Raw genomic sequence first — 25241 nt, 5'->3', positions numbered from 1 at the left:
ATTTACCTAAAATGCCCTAATTTTTAACCGTCAAATATCTGAAATGAATAAACTTTGTACCAAAACGGTAATAATAAATGGGAAATCATAATGAATAAGTTCCACAAAACCCTTATTGCTCTGGCTGTAGGCTTAATTAGTACCCAAGCATCCGCAGCCGGTTTCCAGTTAAATAGCCAATCAGCTACCGGTATCGGTCGTGCTATGGCTGGAGATGCGGTTATTGCTGACAATGCATCTGTCTTATCTCGTAACCCTGCAGCAATGGCTCTTTTTGATGAAACCGCGTTATCTTTGGGCATCATTTATGCTGATATCGATGTATCGGTATCGGATGCTGAAGGAAATTTTGACGGACAAGGTGTTGATTTTGGTAGTGAACATCATGCTGCAGAAGCAAAAGTCATCCCCAATTTTTACTACATCAACCCAATTAACGATAAAATGGCTTTCGGTGTTGCCGTATTCAGTAACTATGGCACCGGCACCGATTTAGGCGACTTGGCAAACAGAACCCCTACTATTAACGGCAATGCTGTACCGCTGCCCCCGCCGGTAGATTTATTGGGTAACACCGAAGTGGTTACCATTAACTTCAACACCAGTATGTCTTATCGTGTGAATGATGAGTTCAGTTTTGGTTTTGGTATTGATGCAGTTTATGGCAGCGGAACTCTGACACGTACAAGCGAAAACCCACAGGTTGGTAACTTAGTTGATGTTGATGCTGATGGCTGGGCTTTGGGTGGGATTGTGGGCGTGATTTATGAAGTTAACCCGGATAACCGCTTTGGTCTAAGCTATCGTATTAGCCCAAAACTGTCCGCCAAAGGTGATGTAAACTACGTTTACTCTCAATACAATGAAATAGATATTCCTATCGCTGATATTGCTCAGTTTGCCGGTTTCCACCAGCTAACGGATAAATTTGCCGTGCATTATACTGCTCAATGGACTAATTGGAGTGCATTCGACAAAATCGTGGTTAAAGACGGTTCAAATGGTGTCGACCAAGCAGACTTAAAAGAATATCACTGGAAAGACTCGTGGTTCCTAAGTTTAGGTGCAACCTATAACCTCACTCAAGATTGGACTCTACGGGCTGGTATCGCAACAGATCAAGGCGTAGTTAATCAGCATTCATCTTTATCTATCCCTGATTCTGATCGTACTTGGTATACCGCGGGTGTCAGTTACGATTTAAATCAAAAATCGAGCGTTGATTTAGGCATTGCTTTTGTCCGAGGAGAAGATGTTACTGTATTAGAAAATAGCAATCTTCTTGCTCAAGTGCCTGGCTACAACAGTGAGATTTCAGCACAAACCCGATCTAATGCTATTTATTACTCAGTACAATATAACTACAGTTTTTAATTAGCAGTACTCAATTATTACTATTTAATCATTAGTCTTTACTGTTTTTTTCGTCCACTCACCACAGACTAAAGAACAGCATCACCCTTTTAAACTAAGTCGCCTTCATCTTAAATTGGCGGCTTTTTTTATAGCTGTTATATCACTGAGTTCTAATTTATAAAGTTTTATAATATATCGGTTGCGTAACAGGCGAAAGTCCATTAGAATTTTCTTATAGACTTCCGAATAGGCTATCAATATGTCTCGCTTATCCAATTATTTATTCCTTGGTGCCATACTCACCACAATAGTTTTACCCAGCGCAGCCCAAGCCTCTGATGTTGATACATTAAAGCTGGTGTATTCCGAACAATATCAACCGCGATTATACGATGCGAAAATTGAAGCCATTAAAGCTGCAACTGTGTCTGCGCAAACCTCGGGACGGATCATGAATATCCATTTTGATGTTAATGACCTAGTTCCACAAGGCGCGGCTTTATTGGAAATTACCAATAAAGAACAAGGGGCTGGATTAGCAGGGGCTGAAGCTGAACTCGCCAAAGCAGAAGCGTTAAACACTGAAGCTCAAGCACAGTATATTCGTTATAAAGCATTATTCCCCAAAGGGGCGATATCAAAAGGTGCAATGGATGAAGCCACTGCCAAAGCCAAATCCAGCAAACAAGCTATTAGCGCCGCTCAAGCACAATTAGTAAAAGCTAAAGAAGGTTTGAGTTACACCGTAGTGAGCGCACCTTTCCGTGGCCGAATGACCCACCGCTTCGTTGAACAAGGTGAAACCATATCCTACGGCCAAGCTTTATTCTCCGGTTATGATACTCAGCACCTTAGAGCGGTATTTCAAATTCCCCAACAAGATGTTGCTCAGGTGCAACAACAAGATCAAGTTACTATTCAATTATTAAACGGCGATGAAATCACTTCGAATGATATCCAAGTGTATCAATTTGCCGATCCTCTGACACACCAACATCAAGTTAGAGTCAATCTTGATGTCAGTAATATGCAAGATGTCATCGTGGGTCAATGGACCAAAGTAATAGTAAACTTTCCAAGCAGAACGAGTTTGATGATCCCATTATCGGCCATACACCAAGTCAGTGACTTAACCTCTGTGTATCGCAAAAATGCGGGGGAAATAGTGCTTAACCAAGTACGTATAGGCCGAATAGATCGTCAACATAATACTGCTGAAGTATTATCAGGGCTACTGGAAGGCGATGAAATTGTTATCGATGCTGGACGATATTTAATTATGTCCTCAGCAGCGAAAGGTCAGGAGTAAACCTGATGACAACACCAACTGAATCAATGAAACTCGGCATTTCAGGCTCTATAGCAAAGGCATTTCAACACAGTGCTATTACTCCATTACTGGCTATTTTAGGTTTATTACTCGGCCTTTTTGCAGTGATTATTACCCCCAAAGAAGAAGAGCCGCAAATTGATGTCACTTTTGCAGATGTGTTTATCCCCTACCCAGGTGCTACACCAACGGAAGTTGAAAACCAGGTCACCTTGCCTGCAGAACGGATCATTTCTCAAATAAAAGGCATTGATACCCTTTACTCATTTTCTCAGCCCGATGGCGCGCTCATTATCGCTATTTTTGACGTCGGCGTTCCACGAGATGAAGCCGTGGTTAATTTATACAATCAACTGTATTCAAACCGCGATAAGTTTAATCATGCGGCGGGCATTGGTGAGCCGTTAATCAAACCTAGAGGTATTGACGATGTACCTATCGTAGGATTAACACTTTGGTCTCAAGACCCTAACATAACCGCAGAACAGCTTACCTTAGTTGCATTAGGCCTAGAAACCGAACTAAAACGAATACCGGGTACTCGAGAGATTTATAGCCAAGGTAGCCACGAAATGGTGTTAAATGTGCGTATCGATCCTGTCAAGATGAACAGTTTCGGCGTGACGTTCAATGATATTAGTGCGGCTTTGCAAGATAATAACCAACTGTCTACAGTCGGCTCGATGACGCAGTTTAATCAAGAAATAAAACTGCAAACTGGGCAGTTTTTACAGACGCCTGATGATGTCGATAATCTGCTGATTAAAGTTAATCAGAGTGATACAACAACGGATAATAGTCCATTTCCCCGCGCAGTATATTTATCCGATATCGCCGATGTGAGTCTTAAAAGTGATATCCCAAAACAACACGTTTGGCATGTAACCGATAAGGGAACTTACCCTGCTGTAACTATCGCCATTGGCAAACAGGCCGGGCAAAACGCTGTCGACATTGCTGATGCCGTGTTAGCTAAAATCGATGCCGTCGATAACGTATTAATTCCCGATAATGTCAATGTCGCTATCTCCCGTAACTACGGTAAAACCGCCGGAGATAAATCGAATACCCTTCTGTTTAAATTGATTTTTGCCACTTCGGCAGTGGTACTCTTAGTATTGTTCACCATGGGGTTACGTGAATCCGCCGTCGTCGGCGTTGCCATTATCATTACCCTAGCCATTACCTTGTTTGCCTCTTGGGCATGGGGGTTTACCTTAAACCGTATTTCATTATTTGCACTTATTTTCTCCATCGGCATCTTGGTCGATGATGCCATCGTGGTGGTAGAGAATATTCATCGGCATATGGCAATGAGTGATAAACCCATTAGCGAACTTATCCCTATTGCCGTTGATGAAGTCGGTGGGCCAACCATATTAGCTACCTTTACTGTTATCGCCGCCCTATTACCAATGGCATTCGTATCAGGACTCATGGGCCCATACATGAGCCCTATCCCGATTAATGCCAGTATGGGAATGATTATTTCGTTATTAATCGCGTTTATTATGACCCCATGGCTAAGCAGTAAGTTGTTAAAACCTCACAAAAAATCACATAGCTCAAATAATGCACCGACTGATACTGGCGTACCAGTAGAAGAAGACAATCGATTAACACGTCTATTTACGCGAATAATGAGTCCTTTTTTACTCGGCGAGCATGCTCCAAAAGCACGTAAAGGTCTGGCTTTAGGGATCATTTTATTGATTGGCTTCGCTATTGCCTTGCCCGCTATGCAAGCTGTAGTGTTAAAAATGCTGCCTTTTGATAATAAGTCAGAGTTTCAGGTAATGGTCGACATGCCTGAAGGCACACCAGTAGAACAAACTCAAAGAGTACTGCAAGATCTCAGTCAATATCTTACCTCTGTTGAAGAAATCAAGCATTTACAGTTATACGCAGGCACCCATGCCCCGATGAATTTTAATGGCTTAGTACGTCATTACTTTTTACGCAGCAGCCAAGAGCTCGGTGAAATTCAAGTCAATCTGGTTGATAAAAAACATCGAGACCGCGACAGCCATACCATAGCTTCATCAGTACGCGAGCCGCTACAACAAATTGGTCTACGCTATCAAGCCAATATCAAAATTGTTGAAGTACCACCTGGACCACCCGTTTGGTCACCCATCGTTGCTGAGGTCTATGCGCCCAACACTGAGTTACGCGAGCAAGCAGCCAATGACTTATTACAGCGTTTTAGAGACACCGAACACGTTGTTGATATGGATATCTATTTGCCTGCGCAACAACAAAAGTGGCAAGTGGTTATTGACCGTAATAAAGCCCGTTTATTGGGAGTGTCTTACGCCAGTATCGTCGACACCATTAGCACCGCCGTTGATGGCAAGGATGTCAGTTATTTGCACCAAGCACAGTTAACACATCCCACACCAATTAGATTACAACTTGATGAAGCCGCTAAAATTGACCTAAAGCAAGTACTGTTATTACGTTTACCGAGTCAGTCAGGTGAAACAGTACCACTGACAGAGTTGGTTGAGGTGCAACAACAAGTGATTAATGCACCTATTGTTCATAAAAATATGGTGCCAATGATCATGGTCATTGCCGATATGGCTGGACCAACAGATAGTCCACTTTACGGCATGTTTGATATGGTCAGTCAAATTAATCAACAAAATGAACAAGGTGACTCAAGTTATCCTATTAAACAAAATCTGGTGAATCAGCCAGACGGATTAACCGACGTTTCCATTTTGTGGGACGGTGAATGGAAAATCACCTATGAAACGTTCCGTGATATGGGCATTGCATACGCCGTCGGTATGATTGCGATTTACTTACTCGTTGTGGGTCAATTTAAATCTTATATCGTGCCGTTAATCATCATGGCGCCAATTCCATTAACCATTATCGGGGTTATGCCTGGACACGCTTTGTTAGGCGCACAATTTACTGCACCGTCAATGATAGGCATGATTGCATTAGCAGGCATTATTGTTCGAAACTCTATTTTACTGGTTGATTTCATTAATCAACAAACGGCTGCGGGAGTGCCCTTAGAGCGAGCCGTGATCCACTCAGGTGCGGTAAGGGCAAAGCCGATTATGTTGACTGCATTAGCGGCAATAATTGGCGCATTATTCATTATTGATGACCCTATTTTTAACGGTTTAGCCATCAGTTTAATTTTTGGAATTTTTATCTCAACCATTTTAACGTTAGTGGTGATCCCTGTATTGTATTTTTCGGTGATGAAAAATAAACTCGTTATCACAGCTAAGTAACAAGATTATGTTGTTAACTGGGCAACGCCCAATAAGGAGCTCGATATGTCAGTAGAGAGAAGTGTTATGGCCTTTGCAGGCTTCATGGTTTTATTATCCATTGTGTTAACCGCAACCGTCAGTCCACATTTTGTATGGCTAACCGTGTTTGTAGGCGCTAATCTATTCCAGAGTGCCTTCACAGGCTTTTGTCCTGCGGCAATGGTCATGAAAAAATTTGGGATCAAAACCGCAGCTGAAATAGCCTTAAATAAATAACAAGGAAATTATTGTGTTTAAAAAATCTATGCTGCTGTCTGTTAAAATCATATCGGCGCTATTAGTCATGTTATCGGCAGCAATAATGCCAACTTGGGCAACAGAGCAAGATCCTAGCGTTGCATGGGAAAAAATAGATCGCGGTGTCACGTTAATTGATGTTCGCACTGTTGAAGAGTTTGCTGCGGGGCATATTGACGGTGCGATTAACATTCCATTTGATCAAATAGTGCCAGAACTTGCAAAACTTAACTTGGCCAAAGATACTGACCTTGTATTGTATTGCCGTAGCGGTCGCCGTAGTGGTATTGCACAGGAATCATTAGTAAAACAAGGTTACAGCAACACCTATAACGCTGGCGGTTTCGACACTTTGATGTCATCACGATAATCTTAGCAACCAGCTAAATCAACCAAGTCTAAAACCACAGGTTTATTACTGTGGTTTTAAGTTCAAGAATCTAATGGCTTGCCTTGCTAACCCCCTAGTATCAATACACTCTGTTTTATCAGTATCGTTCCATATTCATCATTCCGCAAAGTATTGTTTACACTTAGTATTAGTTAATTATTTATTAGCATATACAGCTTTATCTATTCACTTTTAAGTTAAACGGATTATAACATTAACTCTATTATAATTAGATAGATAACGTTATATTTTAGGGCGGAAATATGATTTTAAATTCAAATATAACAAATAAGTATTCACATAGTAGAGTTTAAGATACTCGTTTACTAACGACACCAATTAACATCTTGTTTACATGTACCGAAAAAGTGATTACCTTTTATACAGATAGGCAGAATAAGCTTATCAATAAAACATAATTATAAAAGACATTACGTCACCCTCGTAACATGGAAGATAATATGAAAAAGCATAAAAACCCAGCTGTCGTGCTTAGCATGACAGCACTCGCGTTAGCCATTTCAACTCAAATCAATGCTGCTCCGACCCCCTTGCAACTCTCTGCAACTAACCAACAAATTGAACAACAATCTCCGTTACCAAAACGTTATATTGTTAAGTTTAGAAATGACAACGCAGCGCAAACATTCAGCAACAGTTCTGCAGTACAAAATGTGGACGTGCAATCAGAAACAAATAGCATGTCTTATGAGCCTCGCTCAAATGAAGTCTTCAGTCAATTTCGCGCCTTGAACAGCGTAAAAGCGCGAGAAATGAAACGCGTTGGTCGTAGCAATAGTTATTCGGTCAAACTCGACTCGCCTTCTATTAATGCATTGCGTTTACGCCAAGATGTTGAATATGTTGAAGAGGATTCACCACGTAGACTACTTGCAGAAACAACACCTTGGGGACAAACCTTTGTTGGCGCGACAGTACTCAGTGACAGCCAAGCAGGTAATCGCACTATTTGTATTATCGACTCTGGCTACGATCGTAGCCACAACGATTTAAATGCAAACAACGTTACGGGAACCAATAACTCAGGTACAGGGAACTGGTATCAACCAGGTAACAATAATGCCCATGGAACCCATGTGGCAGGTACTATTGCGGCAATTGCAAATAACGAAGGTGTGGTCGGGGTTATGCCTAACCAAAATGCCAATATTCATGTGGTAAAAGTGTTTAACGAAGCAGGCTGGGGTTACTCATCATCACTCGTGGCCGCTATCGATACGTGTGTCAATTCAGGTGGCGCCAATGTAGTCACAATGAGTTTAGGTGGCAGCGGTTCAACTACTACTGAGCGTAATTCATTGAATACTCATTATAATAATGGGGTATTATTAATTGCAGCAGCAGGCAACGCAGGAGACAGTAGTTACAGCTATCCAGCATCTTACGACGGTGTGATGTCGGTGGCAGCGGTTGATAGCAATCTGGATCATGCCGCGTTTTCACAATATACAGATCAAGTTGAAATATCCGGCCCCGGTGAAGCGATTCTTTCAACCGTAACGGTTGGTGAAGGACGTTTGGCCGATATCACCATTGGTGCTCAGTCGTATTTTAGTAATGGCGTAGTGCCGCATAACCGTCTGACACCATCTGGAAGCAGTTACACTGCTGCACCTATTAACGCAAGTGCAACGGCCACACTGGCAGAATGTACCGTGAGTGGTACTAGTGTTAACTGCGGTAATATGAGTAACAAAATCTGTTTAGTCGAGCGAGTCGGCAATCAAGGCTCAAGCTATCCAGAAATAAACTCAACCAAAGCCTGTAAAGATGCTGGGGCAGCTGGGATCATTGTTTACAGTAATAGTGCGTTACCTGGCTTACAAAATCCATTTCTGGTTGATGCAAATAGTGACATTACAGTGCCTTCAGTTTCTATCGATCGGACAACAGGGCTTGCTCTTAAAACCAAGTTGGGGCAATCAACCACGGTGAGCAACCAAGGGAACCGAGATTATGCATATTATAATGGTACTTCAATGGCAACGCCGCATGTTTCAGGTGTCGCCACATTAGTGTGGAGTTATCATCCAGAATGTAGCGCTAGCCAAGTGCGTGCTGCACTCAATGCAACCGCAGATGACTTAAGCGTTGCGGGTCGTGATAACCAAACAGGTTACGGGATGATTAATGCCGTTGCAGCAAAAGCTTATCTAGACGAATCATGTAATGGTCCAACCGATCCGGGAACCGGATCTGGAGACAGTGTACTTGAAAAAGGCGCTGTTAAAACCGGTTTAGCTGGTGCAAAAAGTGATGAACTATATTTCTCGTTAGATGTGCCAACAGGTGCAAAAGACTTAAGCTTTACCATGAGTGGTGGTACAGGCGATGCTGACTTGTATGTGCAGTATGGCGCATCACCTACCAGCAGCAGTTACGACTGTCGTCCTTGGAAAAGTGGTAATGCAGAGTCTTGCCCAATTGCGACGCCTCAATCTGGTACTTATTATGTGATGGTACAAGGTTACAGTGCATTTAGCGGTGTCAGTTTAGTCGCTAATTACACTGCTGGTAATACGAGTGGTGGTAACACTGGAGGTCCAGCAAGCTACACTAATACGGGTAATTATACTATTCCAGATAATAATACTACTGGCATAGTCAGCCCTATTAATGTTAACCGCACTGGCGATTCAGGAACGGTATCGGTGTCTATCGGGATTATTCATACTTATATCGGTGATTTAAAAATCCAGTTAGTTAGCCCTACAGGTCAAACGGTTGTTCTTCATAACAACACAGGTGGCGGAACCGATAACCTAACCCAGACTTACACAGCTAATATGGCAGGTGTTGAATCAAGTGGTATATGGACATTAAAAGCCGTTGATAATGCAAACCAAGACAGCGGATATATCGACACTTGGAGCTTAAGCTTTCAATAATATATTCAATTGAACGCAAAAATAGCCACGTGATGTGGCTATTTTTATTATTTATAGATTAAACATGAGGCTGCGGTGATTGCAACACTGATGGCTGCTGACTATTCGAAATAACTTCAAATATTGAAGCAAATGAATTGGGCGTACTCACATCGACAGCAAGTTTTAATCGCCGAGCAATATCATTAGCAGACAACACACCACAGATAGCATGGTTTACACGGTCTAATACTAAACAATGTTGCTGTCCCGCAGATTTTAATGTTTCTATCACATCGCCAATTCTTGCATAACTTAAATCTTCATAATCAATCGCTTTAAGGTCTTCTTTAGGGATCATAAAATCCGCTACACTTAATTGCTCACGTTGATGCCCGGCTGCAACACGTTTTAATATCTCTTGATTATGTAAAGACTCAAAACTGATTAAACCTATAAATCGATCTGCATTATCAATCACTAATTTAAGACGAACATGAGATTTCTGCATTAAATGTTCAACGTTAACAGCGGATGTATTTGATTCAATAACCAGCGGAGTCACTTTCTTAAAGTCAGTGAACACATTTAGCGCTGAAGATAGTACTGATATATCTTCATGAACATCAGGAGAGGTTAATTCATCAATTTTTTCTACTGGGTATAGGGCTAACTTCTTCACAATAACATCCTTAATCAACAATCATCAAGAAACAAAAAACCATATATATTAATCAGTTATATATTTTCATGATGTCCACTACATGAATTAATTATCTGCCTGTGTTTTTATTAGTACAAGACCCTTTTGATTAAATTTAATTAACTTTTGCTAAATTAAGGTTAAATTCACTTTTTTGTGGTCTTAAATATGATAACGACCACCATGTGCAATCTCGATCATTTTAAGGTTTCAGGCTCGATTAATACGCTATTGTTTGCATCCGACAACCATATTTGTCCCTCACTAATGCTCACTTGCAATGTCATATTTCGATTAACAAATACATCCATTTGTTTCACTGCATCTTCTGGAAGATTAATTACAGCTAAATTATCGTAACGGGTAAACGCTTGTTGGTTCTGTTGCCACCAAATCGGTACACTTCTGCCACCGTAAGTATAAAGAATGACTTGTTTTGAGCGACCACAGGCTTTTCTGAGCCACTTCTCATCAGCTTGGCCAAACTCAACCCAAAGATCGATTTCACCCGTTAGATTTTTATCCCAAAGTTCTGCTTCATCATCAACACTTAACCCTTTGCTGAACACTAATGACTCAGAGGCATTTAAGGCGAACGCCAATAAACGAACCATCATACGGGTATCCGTTTCAGAGGGATGTTGCGCTAAGGTAAATTGATGATCGGCATAATAATGACGATCCATATCTGCTATCTGCAGTAATACTTTAAAAACGGTAGCTTTAGCGGCCATAAAGGGTTCCAACTAACATAAAAAAACCGAGTCTACTACAAAGTAGACTCGGCATAATAGGACATCGTACTTATCGGGTTAAATAGCGCCAGGGCGTAAATGTTTAGCCATGGGAAAATGCGCACTTAACTGGGCAACTTTTGCAACAGAAGACACTATTAACATACGACTTCCATGTTCATATTGATGGGTAATATCACTTAATAATGGTAGCGTTTCTCTGCTTGCATCACGCCTTAATAACTCATTAAACTCGCTGTCAAGCGGGTTATCACTGAAGACAACGTCTAACGTCTGTAGCAAGGGCATTGCTGCGATAGGCAATAAATGTGCTGGCGTATCCTCAGTTAATAGAATAATGTCACCTTTAACGCTAAAATCTTGAAAAGCGTTATGGAAACGCTGCTCGGTTAACGTATCAAATTTATCTTGGTTAGTGGTAAAAAATCGTTCCCAAAACAAACGTCTATCTTTACCTGCAAGTAATTTATCTTGAACTTCCTCTCGCTTGCTGGCAACAAAATCAAATAAAGGCGTTAACGATGACGGTAACATCGTTTCGAGTCGTGAACGGATAGTTCGAGCAAAAACTGGCGCGGCGCCAGCGGTACTGATGGCAACGACTAACCGGCCTCTATCCACTATTGAAGGTGTAATAAATCTGCAAAACTTAGGATTATCGACTACATTGACCCAAATGCCACGCTCAGTCGCTAATTCTGCGTACTCCATATTCAACTGCTCATCGGCAGTGGCGAGGTAAATGATATCGACGTTGGCAATATCATCACGGCACACTTCACGACGAGACAACTGGATCCGAGCTTGGGTATGATAGTTTTCAATGTCATTAGCGACCACAGGCGCTATTACATGAATATGAGCATCAGTACGAGACAGCAAATCCAATTTACGCGTGGCGACCTCACCAGCGCCAACGACTAAAACCTGTAGACCTTGAGTATCCACAAACAATGGGAAATATTGCATTAATCTACTCAGTCTTCAACAATAGGAAATTGATGTTGGATCCAAGCGCGGTACCCACCAATCATTGAAGCGACTTGTGTATAGCCCATAAGTTGTAGATTATAGGCCGATAACGCTGCACGTTGACCCGCGCCGCAATAAAGCAATAACGGGGTGTTTTTGTCAGGAAAACGATGCTCTATATCGCGTTCAATAATGCCGCGGCTCAAGTGTTTGGCATTGGGTAAATGTCCTTGCAGCCACTCGTTATCTTCTCGTACATCAATTAATAGCCATTGATCTTGTTGTTGATATTGTTCAATGGTTAACAAGGTGACATGAGGCATAACAGAATCGACCAAACTGGCGAATGCTGGGGTTGCTTGCATAAGGTTTCCTTAAATTAAGTAAAGTCACTCATTAGCGACAAATTAGCACTACATACGTCATAAACCTAAAAGTGGTTTACTCACTAGTTTAAGAAAAAAATAATCTTATACAAGCGCTTATTCGTTATGCATTTCACTTTGTTGCGAACTACATTGCCAGCACAATTCAAAACTTCCTTCGTTTATTTCGTGGCATTGAACACATTGCCATTGAGGCTGTTCGATATCATGTGCATCCAGTAACGTTTGTGCCGCGACAAGTTGACTGTCTGCTACCCATAACTCAACCGTCTGCATTTCAATCGGCAAACCTCCTACACCACCAATGAGAGCTTCACCTTTAAGATCAACGTCTATTCCGCTGGTTTCCAGTAGCCCTTTCCATGTGTGAGCCTGTAATAAATTACCACCGGCCAATAATACTTTTCGTTGTTCCATGCGTTATCCACCGTGATTGCTCTTGCTGGCAAATTAATTTCATCCTACTGCCTCAATCAAAATCTGTCGAGTACTGTTTATAAATTGGACATTTATCATAAACAATGATTATCTTAACGCTGTATGAGTCATTCGCACTCAATAACATCATTAATGGGATGCTAGATGACAAAAATAGTCTTAAAAGGTATCTTTCAAATCACTGCTTGGAATGAATCTGCTTATGCAGAACATGACGATAGCAGCAAACAAACCATTGCAGAAATTGCCCAAACTTACTCTGGTGATATCAGTGGTGCTGCACAGAACCGCTTTGTGATGTCGTATCAAAAAGATGGCTCTGCGGTATTTGTAGGGATAGAGCACTTAACCATAAATACCCCCGAGATAGCGGGTACATTAGTATTACAACATGATGGATTATTTTCACAAGGCGTTGCACAAAGCCAATTTAGCGTAATAGCGGACTCGGGGACCCATAACCTGCAACACTATCTTGGCCACGGAGAGTTTACCTCAACCGAAAATGGTCAAGCTGATTACACCATCACCCTATATCATGACTAAGGTAACCATTTCTCGTTTAGACACTGATGTCGGCACGTTTAGAACCACGGTCAAGCTCACGCCATCAGGATTGCTTTTTAGCACCGTTGACATACTAGGCTGTGATGGGTGGGAAGCATTGATAATCGATCCACACACGCTGTGGTACAAAACGTTAGTCGCTGCCTGTGAAGTTCATTTAAGCCAACAAAGAAATAACCTGGTCATAAAAAAATAAACCCCAGCAAAGCCAGGGTTTATTTTTAGTGATTGATATTAATCATGCCTATTAAGGCATCATTGCAGGTTGATCTGCACCTTCTTTTTCAATCTCTACAGGTAACATATGCTCACGATTGATACCCAATTTAACGGCTAAATAACTGGCCACGAAAATCGATGAGTATGTACCAACAAAAATACCTAATAACAATGCCGTCGCAAAGCCATGGATCATTGTGCCGCCTTTTAAGAACAGCGCAATAACGGTAACTAATGTAGTACCTGTGGTTATCACTGTACGACTCATGGTCTGAGTGATTGAGGTATTCACAACCTCTATAGGGCTACCTTTACGCATTTTAAGGAAGTTTTCACGGATACGGTCATACACCACGATAGTATCGTTAAGTGAGTAACCCACAACGGTCAATAAACCTGCCAATACAGTCAAGTCAAACTCAAGCTGTAATACCGAAAACACCCCTAAAGTCACAATAACGTCATGGGCTAACGCCGCAACAGAACCTGCGGCTAAACGCCATTCAAAACGAAATGATACGTAGATAAGAATACAAATAAGCGCAACAATAACAGCTAAGCCACCCTGCTCTGCTAATTGCTTACCCACTTGTGGTCCAACAAACTCAACTCGCTTTTGAATTACAGCAGAATCAATAGTTTGAGCAGCTGCTAATACTGCTGCTACTTGCACATCACTTTTTAAGGTCTCTCTTACCGGTAAACGAACCAATATATCGCGGCTTGAACCAAAGTTCTGTACTACCGCCCCTTCAGCTTCCGCTGAAGTCATCTTCGCGCGTAAAGCACTCAAGTCAACAGGAGCTGAAAACTCCATTTCAACAACAGTACCACCGGTAAAGTCTAATCCCCAGTTAATGCCTTGGACACCCAGCGACACAAAGGAGGCTATCACTAAGATCATCGACATCACACTGATAGGCATTGCATGACGAAGGAAGTCGACGGTGTTCTTTACTGAAAATATCTTAAACATATTCAACTTCTCCTTTAGATAGACAATGACTTAACGCGTTTACCACCCCAAACCGCATTCACGATTGAGCGTGTGCCAATAATGGCTGTAAACATCGAAGTCGCGATACCTATCATTAAGGTAACAGCAAAGCCTTTAACCGCACCGGTACCAACAGCAAATAAAATTAACGCTGTCATAAAGGTAGTAATGTTGGCATCGGCAATGGTTGAAAACGCATTACCATAACCTTCATGGATGGCTTGTTGTACACTGCGGCCGTTTAGGAGTTCTTCACGGATACGTTCAAAAATAAGTACGTTGCCGTCTACTGCCATCCCCACCGTTAATACCATGCCAGCAATACCAGGTAAGGTTAACACCGCACCAGGGATCATCGACATCACACCAACAACCATGATTAAGTTAGCCATCAATGCCAAGTTGGCAATAAAGCCAAACGCACGGTAGTAAATCATCATGAATATAAGCACAACAACCATGCCCCAAACCATTGCTTGAACACCGTTTTGGATGTTTTCAGCGCCTAAGCTTGGACCAATCGTTCTTTCTTCTACGATAGTAATAGGAGCAATAAGCGCTCCGGCACGTAACAGTAACGCTAAGCTCTGTGATTCAGAGTGCTCAAGACCCGTAATCACAAAATTACGACCTAAACGAGCCTGGATCGTGGCAACCGAAATGACCTCTTCAATCCTAGTCATTTTCACTGTGCCATCAGGATTACGTGTACCACTATCTTTATATTCGATAAACAATGTAGCCATTGGCTTACCGATATTGTCTTTGGTGACGTTCGAGAAAATCGAGCCGCCTTCGGCGTCAAGATTAATCGCAACCTGTGGACGGCTGTATTGGTCAAAAGTCGGTTGCGCGCCAGTGATATGATCGCCAGTGAGCATGACTTCTTTCTTCAATACGGCAATCCCGCCTTCACGACGTTTGTACACTTCTGCTCCGGCAGGTACACGACCATTTGCCGCGGCACTTACATCCGCCTTGTCGTCAACCATACGAAATTCAATCGATGCTGTAGCACCTAAAATTTCTTTTGCACGAGCAGTGTCTTGTACACCTGGCAGTTCAACAATAATGCGCTCTGCGCCTTGACGTTGTACGACAGGCTCAGCGACACCAAGCTCGTTGACACGGTTACGAAGGATGGTCATGTTTTGCTTCAGTGCTTCTTCCTTAATTTGCGTAAGGTAGGCATCACTCATGGTAGCAAGAAGCATAAACTCATCGCCGCTACTCGCATCGGTATAGGTCATGTCATTGCTGCGGATTTTTAAAAAATCCTCAGCTTCGACAACCGTTTCAGCATCACGAAACTTAATCGCAATCCCTTTCGGGGTTTTACGAATACCGGCGTAACGAATTTTCTCTTCACGAAGCTGACTGCGAAAATCAGCTATTTTAGCCGCTTCCATTTTGCGGACCGCCTCGCCCATGTCCACTTCCATTAAGAAATGAACACCACCGCGCAAGTCTAAACCTAGCTTCATTGGCGACCCACCAACAGCTTCAAGCCATGCTGGGGTTGCCGGTGCTAAATTTAACGCAACGGTATATTTCTGACCAAGTAGTTCAGCGATAGCCTCTTTCGCCACCAACTGCTGCTCAGGATTTTGTACGCGAACTAATAACTGACCATTTTCAAGCTCGGCGCGCTTTACGGCAATATCCTGACTCTCTAATAGATCAACGACAGTCGTTTGTGTCGATACAGTGACTTCAGCGCCGCGAGTCGCGACGATCTGTACTGCATGATCTTCACCAAACAAATTTGGAATTGCATAAAAACTACCAACGGCGATGATAAGCATCACCATGATGTTTTTCCACATTGGGTATTTATTTAACACACCATAGCCCTCTTGGCTTATAACGACTGAATAGAACCTTTAGGCAATACCGCTGCGATGTAATCCTTTTTAATTGTGATTTGGTTATTATCATTAATGGCTAATAACACATAATCACTTTCATCAGCGATTTTGGTCACTTTACCAAGAATGCCACCACTGGTTAACACTTCATCACCTTTTGAAATCGACGCCATTAGGTTTTTGTGTTCTTTAACACGCTTTGACTGTGGACGGAAAATCATAAAGTAAAAAATTAATCCAAACATGACGAGCATGAAAATTAATTGCATGGTTTCGCCACCGGCTATTCCACTTATTGGACTTGCATATGCATTTGAAATAAACATAGTTCTCTCTTCTTATTAGCTAAAATTAATCGATTAACTCAGGTACTTCACGACCTAGACTGGTGTAGAACTCCTTAACAAAGGCGTCTAATGTACCTGTCTCAATTGCGCCGCGCAAACCTTCCATCAAAATTTGATAATAACGTAAATTGTGAATGGTGTTTAAACGCGCACCTAAAATTTCATTACAACGATCTAAATGGTACAAATAAGCACGTGAATAGTTTTTACAAGTGTAACAATCGCACTTAGTGTCTAATGGTGATGTATCATCACGATGGCGTGCATTGCGAATTTTAATCACACCTTCACTGGTAAATAAATGGCCATTACGGGCATTACGCGTTGGCATCACACAGTCAAACATATCGACGCCACGACGAACACCTTCCACTAAGTCTTCAGGTTTACCTACACCCATTAGATAGCGAGGTTTGTCAGCTGGAATTTGCGGGCAAACATGCTCTAAAATACGGTGCATATCAGCTTTAGGCTCGCCCACAGCCAAGCCACCAACGGCATAGCCATCAAAACCTATGTCTAAAAGACCCTTTACACTCTCATCACGTAAATCTTCGAATACCCCACCTTGAATAATGCCAAACAAAGAGTTTGGATTTTCTAAGCGGTCAAATTCATCACGCGAGCGTTTTGCCCAACGCAGTGACATTTGCATCGACTTACGCGCTTCGTCATGTGTTGCAGGATATGGGGTACATTCATCAAAAATCATTACCACGTCAGAACCTAAAGAATTCTGAATTTGCATTGATTTTTCTGGATCTAAAAAAATCTTTTCACCATTAATTGGTGAGCGGAAATGGACACCTTCTTCAGTGATTTTACGGATGTCGCCCAAACTAAACACTTGGAATCCACCTGAGTCCGTTAGAATAGGACGCTGCCAATTCATAAAGTCGTGCAAGTCACCGTGCTTACGCATGATCTCTTCACCAGGACGTAACCATAAATGGAAGGTGTTACCCAATAAAATATCGGCACCGGTAGCACGCACTTCTTCAGGCGTCATCCCTTTTACCGTACCGTAAGTTCCCACTGGCATAAATGCAGGCGTTTCAACAGTGCCACGATCAAAAATAAGACGTCCGCGACGAGCACGACCATCTGTTGTATCTAATTCAAATTTCATAAATCACCTTGCCAGATAAACAGTCTGACTCGTTTAGTTTCTATAGTAATGAGGGCGAATTTTAGCACTTCAAGGTTACTGACACATTAAATCAAAAAAACGCCCACTACTGTGGGCGAGTATTTTAAATCAAATTCGTTGCTTAGGGGGCTTTTTTCGTCACAAACATTGCATCACCGTAGCTAAAAAAGCGGTATTTTTGCGTAATCGCATGCTGATAGGCGTTCATCACTTCATCAAAACCGGCAAAAGCACTTAATAGCATGATTAATGTCGACTCAGGCAAATGAAAATTGGTCACCATGGCATCGACTATTTTAAATTGAAAGCCAGGGTAAATAAAAATATCGGTATCACCACTGAAGGCTTTTAGTGGACCATCGCCACTGGCACGAGCTGCACTTTCAAGTGAACGAACAGACGTCGTGCCAACGGCAACCACACGATAGCCGTTGGCTTTAGTTTGCGCAATGAGGTCAACGACATCTTGAGGAACGTTTGCCCATTCTGAATGCATCTTGTGCTCCAGAATATTATCGACCCGAACTGGTTGAAAGGTACCCGCGCCAACATGTAATGTCACAAAAGCAATATTGACGCCTTTAGCTTTTAGTTCAGCCAGCATAGCGTCGTCAAAGTGCAAGCCTGCGGTCGGTGCTGCAACAGCGCCTGGTGTTTGGTTATATACCGTTTGATAACGCTCTTTATCAGCATCTTCATCTGGACGATCAATATAAGGCGGTAGAGGCATATGACCGACGTCTTCAAGCACTTCTAATACGGTTTTATCAGAAAGTAACTCAAGTTCAAATAAGGCATCGTGACGCGCCAACATTTTCATCTGGTATCCGCCGTCTAAATCGATAAGTGTATCAACTTTAGGGGATTTAGAGCTGCGAACATGGGCTAAAATACGTTTATCGTCCAGCATACGTTCAACGAGGATCTCAAGCTTACCGCCAGTGGACTTTTGGCCAAATAAACGCGCTGGTATGACTCGAGTGTTATTAAACACCATCAAGTCACCAGGATTGATCATATTGAGTAAATCAGTAAATTTTTTGTCAACAAGCTCACCGTTTTCGCCACTTAGCGTGAGTAAACGCGAGGCATTGCGTTGTGCTGTCGGATAGCGAGCAATCAGCTCATCTGGTAGGTCGAATGAAAAATCTGCAACACGCATAGTATTATCTCAACAGTAAAAACGGCCGCTAGTCTATGGCGAGCAAAGGTTAAGATCAAGTTTACTGATTATGTTGTCGGCTTTTGCTCTATGATCTCAGTGTCGAGATCATCGCGAGTAATCGGATCTGACTTAGCAGCGTAAAAGATTTCATTCGATTTATATGAATGCACTTCATAACGCATGTCGATGTATACTTTATTTCTTTTGGTCGCTGTAGACCTGCCCAATAATTTTTTAATCCAATCTTTCATCATCCTTGATCCCTATAATTAATCCTATACCCTTTAAAAGCACTTACCTCTAGCCGTCACAACGAGAAATGCTCAATACTCAATGACATTTTTCGATAAAGCGTTATCATTAGGTCCACACACTCGCCACTTCGTAACGCTTTGTTACAATCGGTTAGTATCATACTGTAAAATAATAAAATTAGAAGTACAATTTATGAACTTTTTAGCTCACTTACATTTAGCCGACATCAGCAATACTCACCTAGTCGCTAATTTGTCGGGCGATTTCGCAAAAGGTAATATACAGCAACATCCAAAACATCTGCAACAAGGGATATGGCTTCATCGTCAGATAGACCAAGTTACTGACAGTCATGAAATTATTATCGACTTACTCAAGTTATTCCCTAAAACCTCACGCCGCGTTGCACCGATACTGGTTGATTTAGTCTTTGATCATTACTTAGCGTTTTATTGGGAAGAGTATCATCACCAGCCATTGGATGAATTTTGCCAAAAAGCATACCATCAACTTAGCACGACACCTGAATTACCCCCGACATTACAGGCAATTGCGCCACAAATTATTGAGCAAGATTGGTTAAGTAGTTACCAAACAAGGCAAGGATTAGATCAAGCGATTAAAGGTGTGAGTCGTCGCTTATCAAAACCGGAACTGTTTGATCATGCCATTAACGATATTGATAAGATTTATATTGATATTGAAATTGCATTTAGAACCTTTTATCCGCAATTAATGGCCTATAGCAAAGTTTATAGTCGTAAAACTCCGGCTGAATATTTACCTTAACACTGAGCAATAATGGAGTTAATTAAGTATGACATCATGGTTAACTAACCTAAAATCCACACTCACATCCGGGCGGTTTTGGCTAACTAGCCTTCGCGATATAATACTCATCGCAGTGGTATTGTTCACGCTTGCCAGTTATTTACAACGAGATATGCGAACAGGTATCGCCACGCCAATTCAAGCCCACACGATAGCCAACAAACCCATATCATTGTTTACCTCAACCTCTGCTAACACGCAAATAAATATCAGACCGATGAATACCAACAATAAACCCACCTTGATCTATTTTTGGGGTACTTGGTGTCCGGTGTGCAAAGTGACCTCTCCTATGGTCAACTCGGTTAATCTTAATCAAGATTATCAGGTCATTTCCATTGCGGTAGCTTCAGGATCTGATGTTGAAATTAGTCGCTTTATGCAACAACATCATTATGATTTTGAAGTGATCAATCAACAATACCAACCTCAGGCTGCGTTATTAAGCCAACAATGGGGTGCAATGGCTTTACCCGCTATTTATATCATTGATACCAACAATAATATCCGTTTTGTTACCTCAGGCGTGACCAGCGGTTGGGGAATGTCATTGCGCTTGTGGTTAGCGACTTGGTCACCCGCCTTTAGTTAAACGCCTCTGTTCAACTGGACAATTGATTTTTTGTTATGAGTAAAACTTTGTTAGTATTCGCGGCGGTAGTATTGGCGACGTTAATTTTTCGTAATACGAATACCTGAATCTGACTCAATTAAAGAGAATAACCCATAATGCACATCTTTACATATCAACCTCCTTCGATCCCATGGTTGGACATACGCTATAAAGACCGTGACATTATCGTCATCAATAAACCTTCAGGCCTATTATCAAATCCAGGACGTTCACCTGACACACACGATACGGCAATCACTCGCTTGCAACAAAGCTATCCTGAAGCCATTCTGATCCATCGCTTAGATTGTGACACTTCTGGGATCATGATTTTTGCTCGAACTAAAAAAGCAGAATCGCATTTAAAAATTCAATTTCAAAATCGCCAAGCTAAAAAAGTGTATATTGCCGAAGTCATGGGCTACGTCAATGAACAACAAGGCAAAGTAAACGTCTCCATTGGGCCTAATCCTGATTCGCCACCATTCCAAATGCTCACCGACTCTGGCAAAGCTGCGTTGACCTACTTCCAAGTGCTTGAACATAGGCCACAGTCAACCTTGATGGAACTGAAACCGCACACAGGTCGCACTCACCAACTTAGGGTTCATATGCTGTCGCTTGGTCATGCCATTTTAGGTGATGAGTTTTATGGCGATATGGAGACAATTAATGCCAGTACGCGCTTAAATTTACATGCGCAATTGCTAACGATTACCCACCCTTACAGCCAAGTCGAGATGACTTTCTTTAGTCAGCATCCATTTTAATTCGCAGCTAATTAAATAAAAAAAATGCCGACACAATCGCGTCGGCATTTCTTCAATCAATATATCTTTACAATATTAGCCGGCTTGAGAGGCCTCTTTTGCTTCAGCAGCTTCACACGCTGCAGCAGTAAAGATCACATCAGTAGAACTATTTAATGCGGTTTCTGCAGAATCTTGGATCACACCAATGATAAATCCGACAGCCACAACTTGCATCGCAACATCATTAGAAATACCAAACAAGCTACACGCCAGTGGGATTAATAATAGCGAACCGCCCGCAACACCTGAAGCACCGCAAGCTGAAACAGAAGCCATCAAACTCAATAACAATGCCGTCATAAAATCAACTTCGATACCTAAAGTATGAGCTGCAGCTAAGGTTAATACCGTAATGGTGATAGCAGCGCCGCCCATATTGATGGTGGCACCTAATGGAATCGATACCGAATAAGTGTCTTTATGCAGTTTTAGCTCTTCACACAAGGCCATATTGACCGGGATATTGGCAGCACTTGAACGAGTAAAAAATGCCGTAACACCACTGCCACGTAAACACTTAAACACTAAGGGATAAGGGTTACGTTTGATTTTGGCATAAACGATAATGGGGTTAACAACCAAGGCAATAAATAACATAGAGCCCACGAGTACCATGAGTAACTGGCCGTAACCGGCTAGTGCTTCAAAACCTGTTTCGGCAAACGTAGCAGCCACTAAGCCAAAAATACCTATCGGCGCTAACCGGATCACAAAGCGGACAATATTTGATACAGCGTCACTGACATCTGAAAGCATTTGCTTGGTGCTGTCACTGGCATGATGCATGGTTATCCCTAAGCCTGCTCCCCATACTAAAATACCAATATAATTACCCGTTACTAATGCGTTAACTGGATTATCGACAATTTTAAATAATAAGGTATTAATAACTTCGCCAATCCCTTGAGGAGGATTTGAGCCTTCAATGCCTGCGGTTAACAGTAAGGTGGTTGGAAACGCAAAACTGAATAATACCGCCGTTAATGCGGCAGCAAAGGTACCCAGAAGATATAACATAATAATCGGGCGCATATTGGTTTGACTATTTTTCTTTTGATTGGCAATCGATGATGCAACCAGAACAAAAACCAGAATCGGCGCAATGGCTTTCAGTGCCCCCACAAAGAGTGAGCCCAGAAAAGCCACATTATTGGCACCCGTTGTTGAAATACTTGCCAGAATCACGCCCAAAATGATCCCGCTGATAATTTGTAGCACAAGGCTACCGCTAGCGATACGAGCTAACAGTGATTTTTTTTGATTCATTGTTTAACCTATGATTATTATATTTATGGCTTTTTATGATCAAGATTTTGCTTATCTTTAAAAAGGAAACATCACAATACTGGTAACATCCACATTAACCACCTTACAACATATAGTGATATAACACGTATGCTACGATACTCATGACATTATCGATAATAACAATGCTATTACTAAAAACACCCTGCTCATTTTACTTATTAATGTGCAATTAACTCACACTCAATAAATACACTTCAATCAATTCGTTTTCAGGGATAGCACTCCCTCATTAACGGTTAAGCATTACCTTATGAACATCGAATATACTGACACTGTAAAAGCCTTATAGCTGTATATCAGGATGGTGTGTAATAAGTCTAGTCTTGATGCCAAATGAGTAAAAAAATTCAACCATCGTTCGCAAAGTAAACGTTAATTTAATGGTTGCACTTTTTTTGATGCTAAATTGTTATCAATGTTAAAAGCCATGAAAGACTAACAGTGAAACAACTATTAAATATTAAGCAGACTGCAATGCATGAGCGCCTCTAAGCATCGCTTCAATTAACTCTTGAGCATCAAACTTAGTTAATGCCTCATTGGCTCCGACCTGTTTAGCTTGGCTGACACTAATTTCGCTGGATAATGATGTATGTAAAATTATGTACGCGTGTTCAATTTCGGGATTATTTTTAACCTCAAAGGCTAATTCATAACCATCAAGACCAGGCATTTCAATATCACTCACCAGTAAATCAATTGGTTTTCGGTCTGTAGCGGCTTGTTGCATAATATCTAGTGCGTCGCGACCATCTGCCGTCACTTGATAGGCAATGTTAATCGAGTCTAGTGCATCAGACAGCTGTTTACGGGCCACTTTTGAGTCATCCACCAGTAAAATTTGTAATGGTGTTAATTTTTCACGTTGAACATCGGTTAATATGGCTCGATTACGAAGAGGATCATCAGGAAAGATTTTTGATAGTAACAATTCGACATCCAGTAATTGAACTAACTGATCATCAAAACGAGTTACACCGGTTAGAAAGGCATTTTTACCTAAGTTGCTGGAAGGCGCCTCGATATTACGCCAGTTACACTCAATAATTTTATCGATTGAACGCACAAGAAAACCTATCACCATTCGCTGGCAATCAGTAATAATGATGTGGCAATCTTTACGCTCTTGTTCGGTCACAGGTTTATAACCAATGGCAGCAGCCATATCGATAACCGGAATAGTTATCCCCCGAATAGTGGCTGCACCCATAATGGAAGAGTGGGAGTGCAGAATTTTATTTAAAGGAGTAAACGGCACAAGTTCACGAATTTTTAAAGTACCTAAAGCAAACAGTTGTGTTTGATTTAACTTAAAAAGCAATAGACCCTGCGATTGATTCGCTTTGCTCGTTTTCGGACTCATCACTACCCCTTCATCTGAAGACTGAAATAAGCTTCACTATAGCATTTATCGTCAGAATATAGACTAACTTTAGCCAGCTATTTTATCTGCAAATATCATTATAAATCACAAAATTAGCAATTCATCCGATAATCAATGCAGCTATTACTAGACGATATTCGATTTACACTCAATCAAGCCCCACTGTTGGTAAAAGAGATATCGCTTACTCGCAATGTAAAACAGGCTTGTAGTATTTAATGCTCTTTTCTCGGCAAACAGTCAGTGTAACGGGCATAGTCGATAATGGTTGAAATGTTCCGACTACAATGTAAATCATCACGGCCACTGTAATAAGCTTTACTGCCGATGAATATCGGATAGAGGGCTGAATATAACATTCGAGAATGTGGAGATGTTCGGTAAAAACAACAAAGGGAGTCAATTGATTTAATCAGTTACAGCTCCAATCAATTGTCTCCCTAGTACTATGAGGTCTAAAACTATGAGGTTAAAACTCAAATAAATCAGTTCGAAGCGGCTTGCAGTTCGTAAAGCACGTCATAAACAAATTGATCCCAGCCTTCAGCATCAAACGCTAACCCGCAGGCATTTCTGACTTGGCTAACAGCATGCAAAGGGGCGGCACCGTTTTCCATCAAATAATAAGCCATCACCATTTGAGTACGATTAATTCCCGAACTGCAGTGCAATAATATTGGCTTTTGCTCACTTTCACATTCACGAATGAATGCTAATACCTGAGGTAATACCTCAGCACAAATGGCTAAATCTTGTGGTTTAGGTGGCATATTATCAGGTAAATTAAACACTTTATGACGCAAGCCTAATTCTGCCATAGCATCGACATCACAACCTTCACCATTATTTAATGATGCGATAGCAGCAAAACCAGCTTGCTTTAATTCAGCTAAGTCCCATGCATCTTTGTTTGGACCACTACGGCCTGCGACTTGCTTATCAACTAACCAAAAAATATCTTTCATATTAC

General features: G+C 41.6%; 24 protein-coding genes. 10 read left to right on the top strand and 14 right to left on the bottom strand.

From position 1 onward, the window contains the following. Positions 1-90: 90 nt before the first annotated feature. The 6 genes from CXF80_RS00450 to CXF80_RS00425 all read left to right on the top strand — a co-directional run bounded on the left by CXF80_RS00450 (position 91) and on the right by CXF80_RS00425 (position 9522). Positions 91-1374, top strand: a complete 1284-nt coding sequence (locus CXF80_RS00450) for an OmpP1/FadL family transporter (RefSeq protein WP_101030231.1) — start codon at positions 91-93, stop codon at positions 1372-1374. A gap of 241 nt (positions 1375-1615) precedes the next feature. After that, positions 1616-2665, top strand: a complete 1050-nt coding sequence (locus tag CXF80_RS00445; RefSeq protein ID WP_101030230.1) for an efflux RND transporter periplasmic adaptor subunit — start codon at positions 1616-1618, stop codon at positions 2663-2665. Positions 2666-2670: 5 nt separating this feature from the next. Continuing rightward, positions 2671-5943: an efflux RND transporter permease subunit gene (locus CXF80_RS00440; RefSeq protein ID WP_101030229.1), complete on the top strand. Its 3273-nt coding sequence runs from the start codon at positions 2671-2673 to the stop codon at positions 5941-5943. A gap of 45 nt (positions 5944-5988) precedes the next feature. Further along, positions 5989-6201 carry a YgaP family membrane protein gene (locus CXF80_RS00435; RefSeq protein ID WP_101030228.1) on the top strand — a complete coding sequence of 71 codons (213 nt, stop codon included), beginning with the start codon at positions 5989-5991 and terminating at the stop codon, positions 6199-6201. Between the two features lie 13 nt (positions 6202-6214). Beyond that, positions 6215-6592: a rhodanese-like domain-containing protein gene (locus CXF80_RS00430; protein ID WP_101030227.1), complete on the top strand. Its 378-nt coding sequence runs from the start codon at positions 6215-6217 to the stop codon at positions 6590-6592. Between the two features lie 482 nt (positions 6593-7074). Next, the gene (locus CXF80_RS00425) at positions 7075-9522 is read left to right on the top strand and encodes a S8 family serine peptidase (RefSeq protein WP_101030226.1); all 2448 of its coding nucleotides are present in this window, start codon (positions 7075-7077) and stop codon (positions 9520-9522) included. Positions 9523-9580: 58 nt separating this feature from the next. Here the strand turns inward: CXF80_RS00425 and CXF80_RS00420 are convergent, their stop codons facing one another. The 5 genes from CXF80_RS00420 to CXF80_RS00400 all read right to left on the bottom strand — a co-directional run bounded on the left by CXF80_RS00420 (position 9581) and on the right by CXF80_RS00400 (position 12734). Then, complete coding sequence (locus CXF80_RS00420) at positions 9581-10183, bottom strand: CBS domain-containing protein (protein ID WP_101030225.1); 603 nt, start codon at positions 10181-10183, stop codon at positions 9581-9583. Between the two features lie 218 nt (positions 10184-10401). Then, on the bottom strand, positions 10402-10938 hold the full coding sequence (locus CXF80_RS00415; RefSeq protein ID WP_101030224.1) for a YaeQ family protein: 537 nt from the start codon (positions 10936-10938) through the stop codon (positions 10402-10404). A gap of 78 nt (positions 10939-11016) precedes the next feature. Continuing rightward, positions 11017-11928 carry a precorrin-2 dehydrogenase/sirohydrochlorin ferrochelatase family protein gene (locus CXF80_RS00410; protein ID WP_101030223.1) on the bottom strand — a complete coding sequence of 304 codons (912 nt, stop codon included), beginning with the start codon at positions 11926-11928 and terminating at the stop codon, positions 11017-11019. 8 nt (positions 11929-11936) lie between these two features. After that, positions 11937-12296, bottom strand: a complete 360-nt coding sequence (locus CXF80_RS00405; protein ID WP_101030222.1) for a rhodanese-like domain-containing protein — start codon at positions 12294-12296, stop codon at positions 11937-11939. A 117-nt stretch (positions 12297-12413) separates the two neighbouring features. Then, complete coding sequence (locus CXF80_RS00400) at positions 12414-12734, bottom strand: putative signal transducing protein (protein WP_101030221.1); 321 nt, start codon at positions 12732-12734, stop codon at positions 12414-12416. A gap of 165 nt (positions 12735-12899) precedes the next feature. Between CXF80_RS00400 and CXF80_RS00395 the strand changes: the two genes are divergently transcribed. Further along, positions 12900-13301, top strand: coding sequence for a DUF3224 domain-containing protein (locus CXF80_RS00395; RefSeq protein WP_101030220.1), 402 nt, complete (start codon positions 12900-12902; stop codon positions 13299-13301). A 268-nt stretch (positions 13302-13569) separates the two neighbouring features. Here the strand turns inward: CXF80_RS00395 and secF are convergent, their stop codons facing one another. The 6 genes from secF to CXF80_RS00360 form a co-directional block, all read right to left on the bottom strand. After that, a complete protein-coding gene (secF, locus tag CXF80_RS00385; protein WP_101030218.1) occupies positions 13570-14517 on the bottom strand; it encodes a protein translocase subunit SecF in 948 nt (315 codons plus the stop codon). Positions 14518-14531: 14 nt separating this feature from the next. Further along, positions 14532-16382, bottom strand: a complete 1851-nt coding sequence (gene secD, locus CXF80_RS00380) for a protein translocase subunit SecD (RefSeq protein ID WP_101030217.1) — start codon at positions 16380-16382, stop codon at positions 14532-14534. Between the two features lie 17 nt (positions 16383-16399). Further along, positions 16400-16732: a preprotein translocase subunit YajC gene (gene yajC, locus CXF80_RS00375; protein ID WP_101030216.1), complete on the bottom strand. Its 333-nt coding sequence runs from the start codon at positions 16730-16732 to the stop codon at positions 16400-16402. Between the two features lie 25 nt (positions 16733-16757). Continuing rightward, on the bottom strand, positions 16758-17882 hold the full coding sequence (gene tgt / locus CXF80_RS00370; protein ID WP_101030215.1) for a tRNA guanosine(34) transglycosylase Tgt: 1125 nt from the start codon (positions 17880-17882) through the stop codon (positions 16758-16760). Between the two features lie 142 nt (positions 17883-18024). Continuing rightward, on the bottom strand, positions 18025-19065 hold the full coding sequence (gene queA / locus CXF80_RS00365; RefSeq protein WP_101030214.1) for a tRNA preQ1(34) S-adenosylmethionine ribosyltransferase-isomerase QueA: 1041 nt from the start codon (positions 19063-19065) through the stop codon (positions 18025-18027). A 68-nt stretch (positions 19066-19133) separates the two neighbouring features. Further along, positions 19134-19322 (bottom strand): hypothetical protein, encoded by a 189-nt coding sequence (locus CXF80_RS00360; protein ID WP_101030213.1) that lies wholly within the window; start codon positions 19320-19322, stop codon positions 19134-19136. Positions 19323-19515: 193 nt separating this feature from the next. On the opposite strand from CXF80_RS00360, the gene CXF80_RS00355 reads away from it, so the two are divergent. From CXF80_RS00355 to CXF80_RS00345, 3 genes are all read left to right on the top strand, one after another. Then, positions 19516-20112 carry an acyl carrier protein phosphodiesterase gene (locus tag CXF80_RS00355; RefSeq protein ID WP_101030212.1) on the top strand — a complete coding sequence of 199 codons (597 nt, stop codon included), beginning with the start codon at positions 19516-19518 and terminating at the stop codon, positions 20110-20112. Positions 20113-20140: 28 nt separating this feature from the next. After that, positions 20141-20746 carry a protein disulfide oxidoreductase gene (locus CXF80_RS00350; RefSeq protein WP_101030211.1) on the top strand — a complete coding sequence of 202 codons (606 nt, stop codon included), beginning with the start codon at positions 20141-20143 and terminating at the stop codon, positions 20744-20746. 137 nt (positions 20747-20883) lie between these two features. Next, positions 20884-21537: an RluA family pseudouridine synthase gene (locus CXF80_RS00345; RefSeq protein ID WP_101030210.1), complete on the top strand. Its 654-nt coding sequence runs from the start codon at positions 20884-20886 to the stop codon at positions 21535-21537. Between the two features lie 75 nt (positions 21538-21612). Here CXF80_RS00345 and sstT read toward each other — a convergent pair whose 3' ends face one another. From sstT to CXF80_RS00330, 3 genes are all read right to left on the bottom strand, one after another. Continuing rightward, entirely contained in the window at positions 21613-22845 is a 1233-nt protein-coding gene (gene sstT / locus CXF80_RS00340; protein ID WP_101030209.1) for a serine/threonine transporter SstT, read from the bottom strand. A gap of 502 nt (positions 22846-23347) precedes the next feature. Then, positions 23348-24250, bottom strand: coding sequence for a chemotaxis protein (locus CXF80_RS00335; RefSeq protein ID WP_101030208.1), 903 nt, complete (start codon positions 24248-24250; stop codon positions 23348-23350). A gap of 506 nt (positions 24251-24756) precedes the next feature. Continuing rightward, the gene (locus CXF80_RS00330) at positions 24757-25236 is read right to left on the bottom strand and encodes a dual specificity protein phosphatase family protein (RefSeq protein ID WP_101030207.1); all 480 of its coding nucleotides are present in this window, start codon (positions 25234-25236) and stop codon (positions 24757-24759) included. Positions 25237-25241: the final 5 nt, after the last annotated feature.

The organism is Shewanella sp. Actino-trap-3 (genome assembly GCF_002836275.1).
In the GTDB taxonomy this organism is placed as follows: Bacteria; Pseudomonadota; Gammaproteobacteria; order Enterobacterales; family Shewanellaceae; genus Shewanella; species Shewanella psychromarinicola.
The sequence above is the reverse complement of the archived record's forward strand: the minus strand, read 5'-3'. Positions and strand labels throughout refer to the sequence as shown.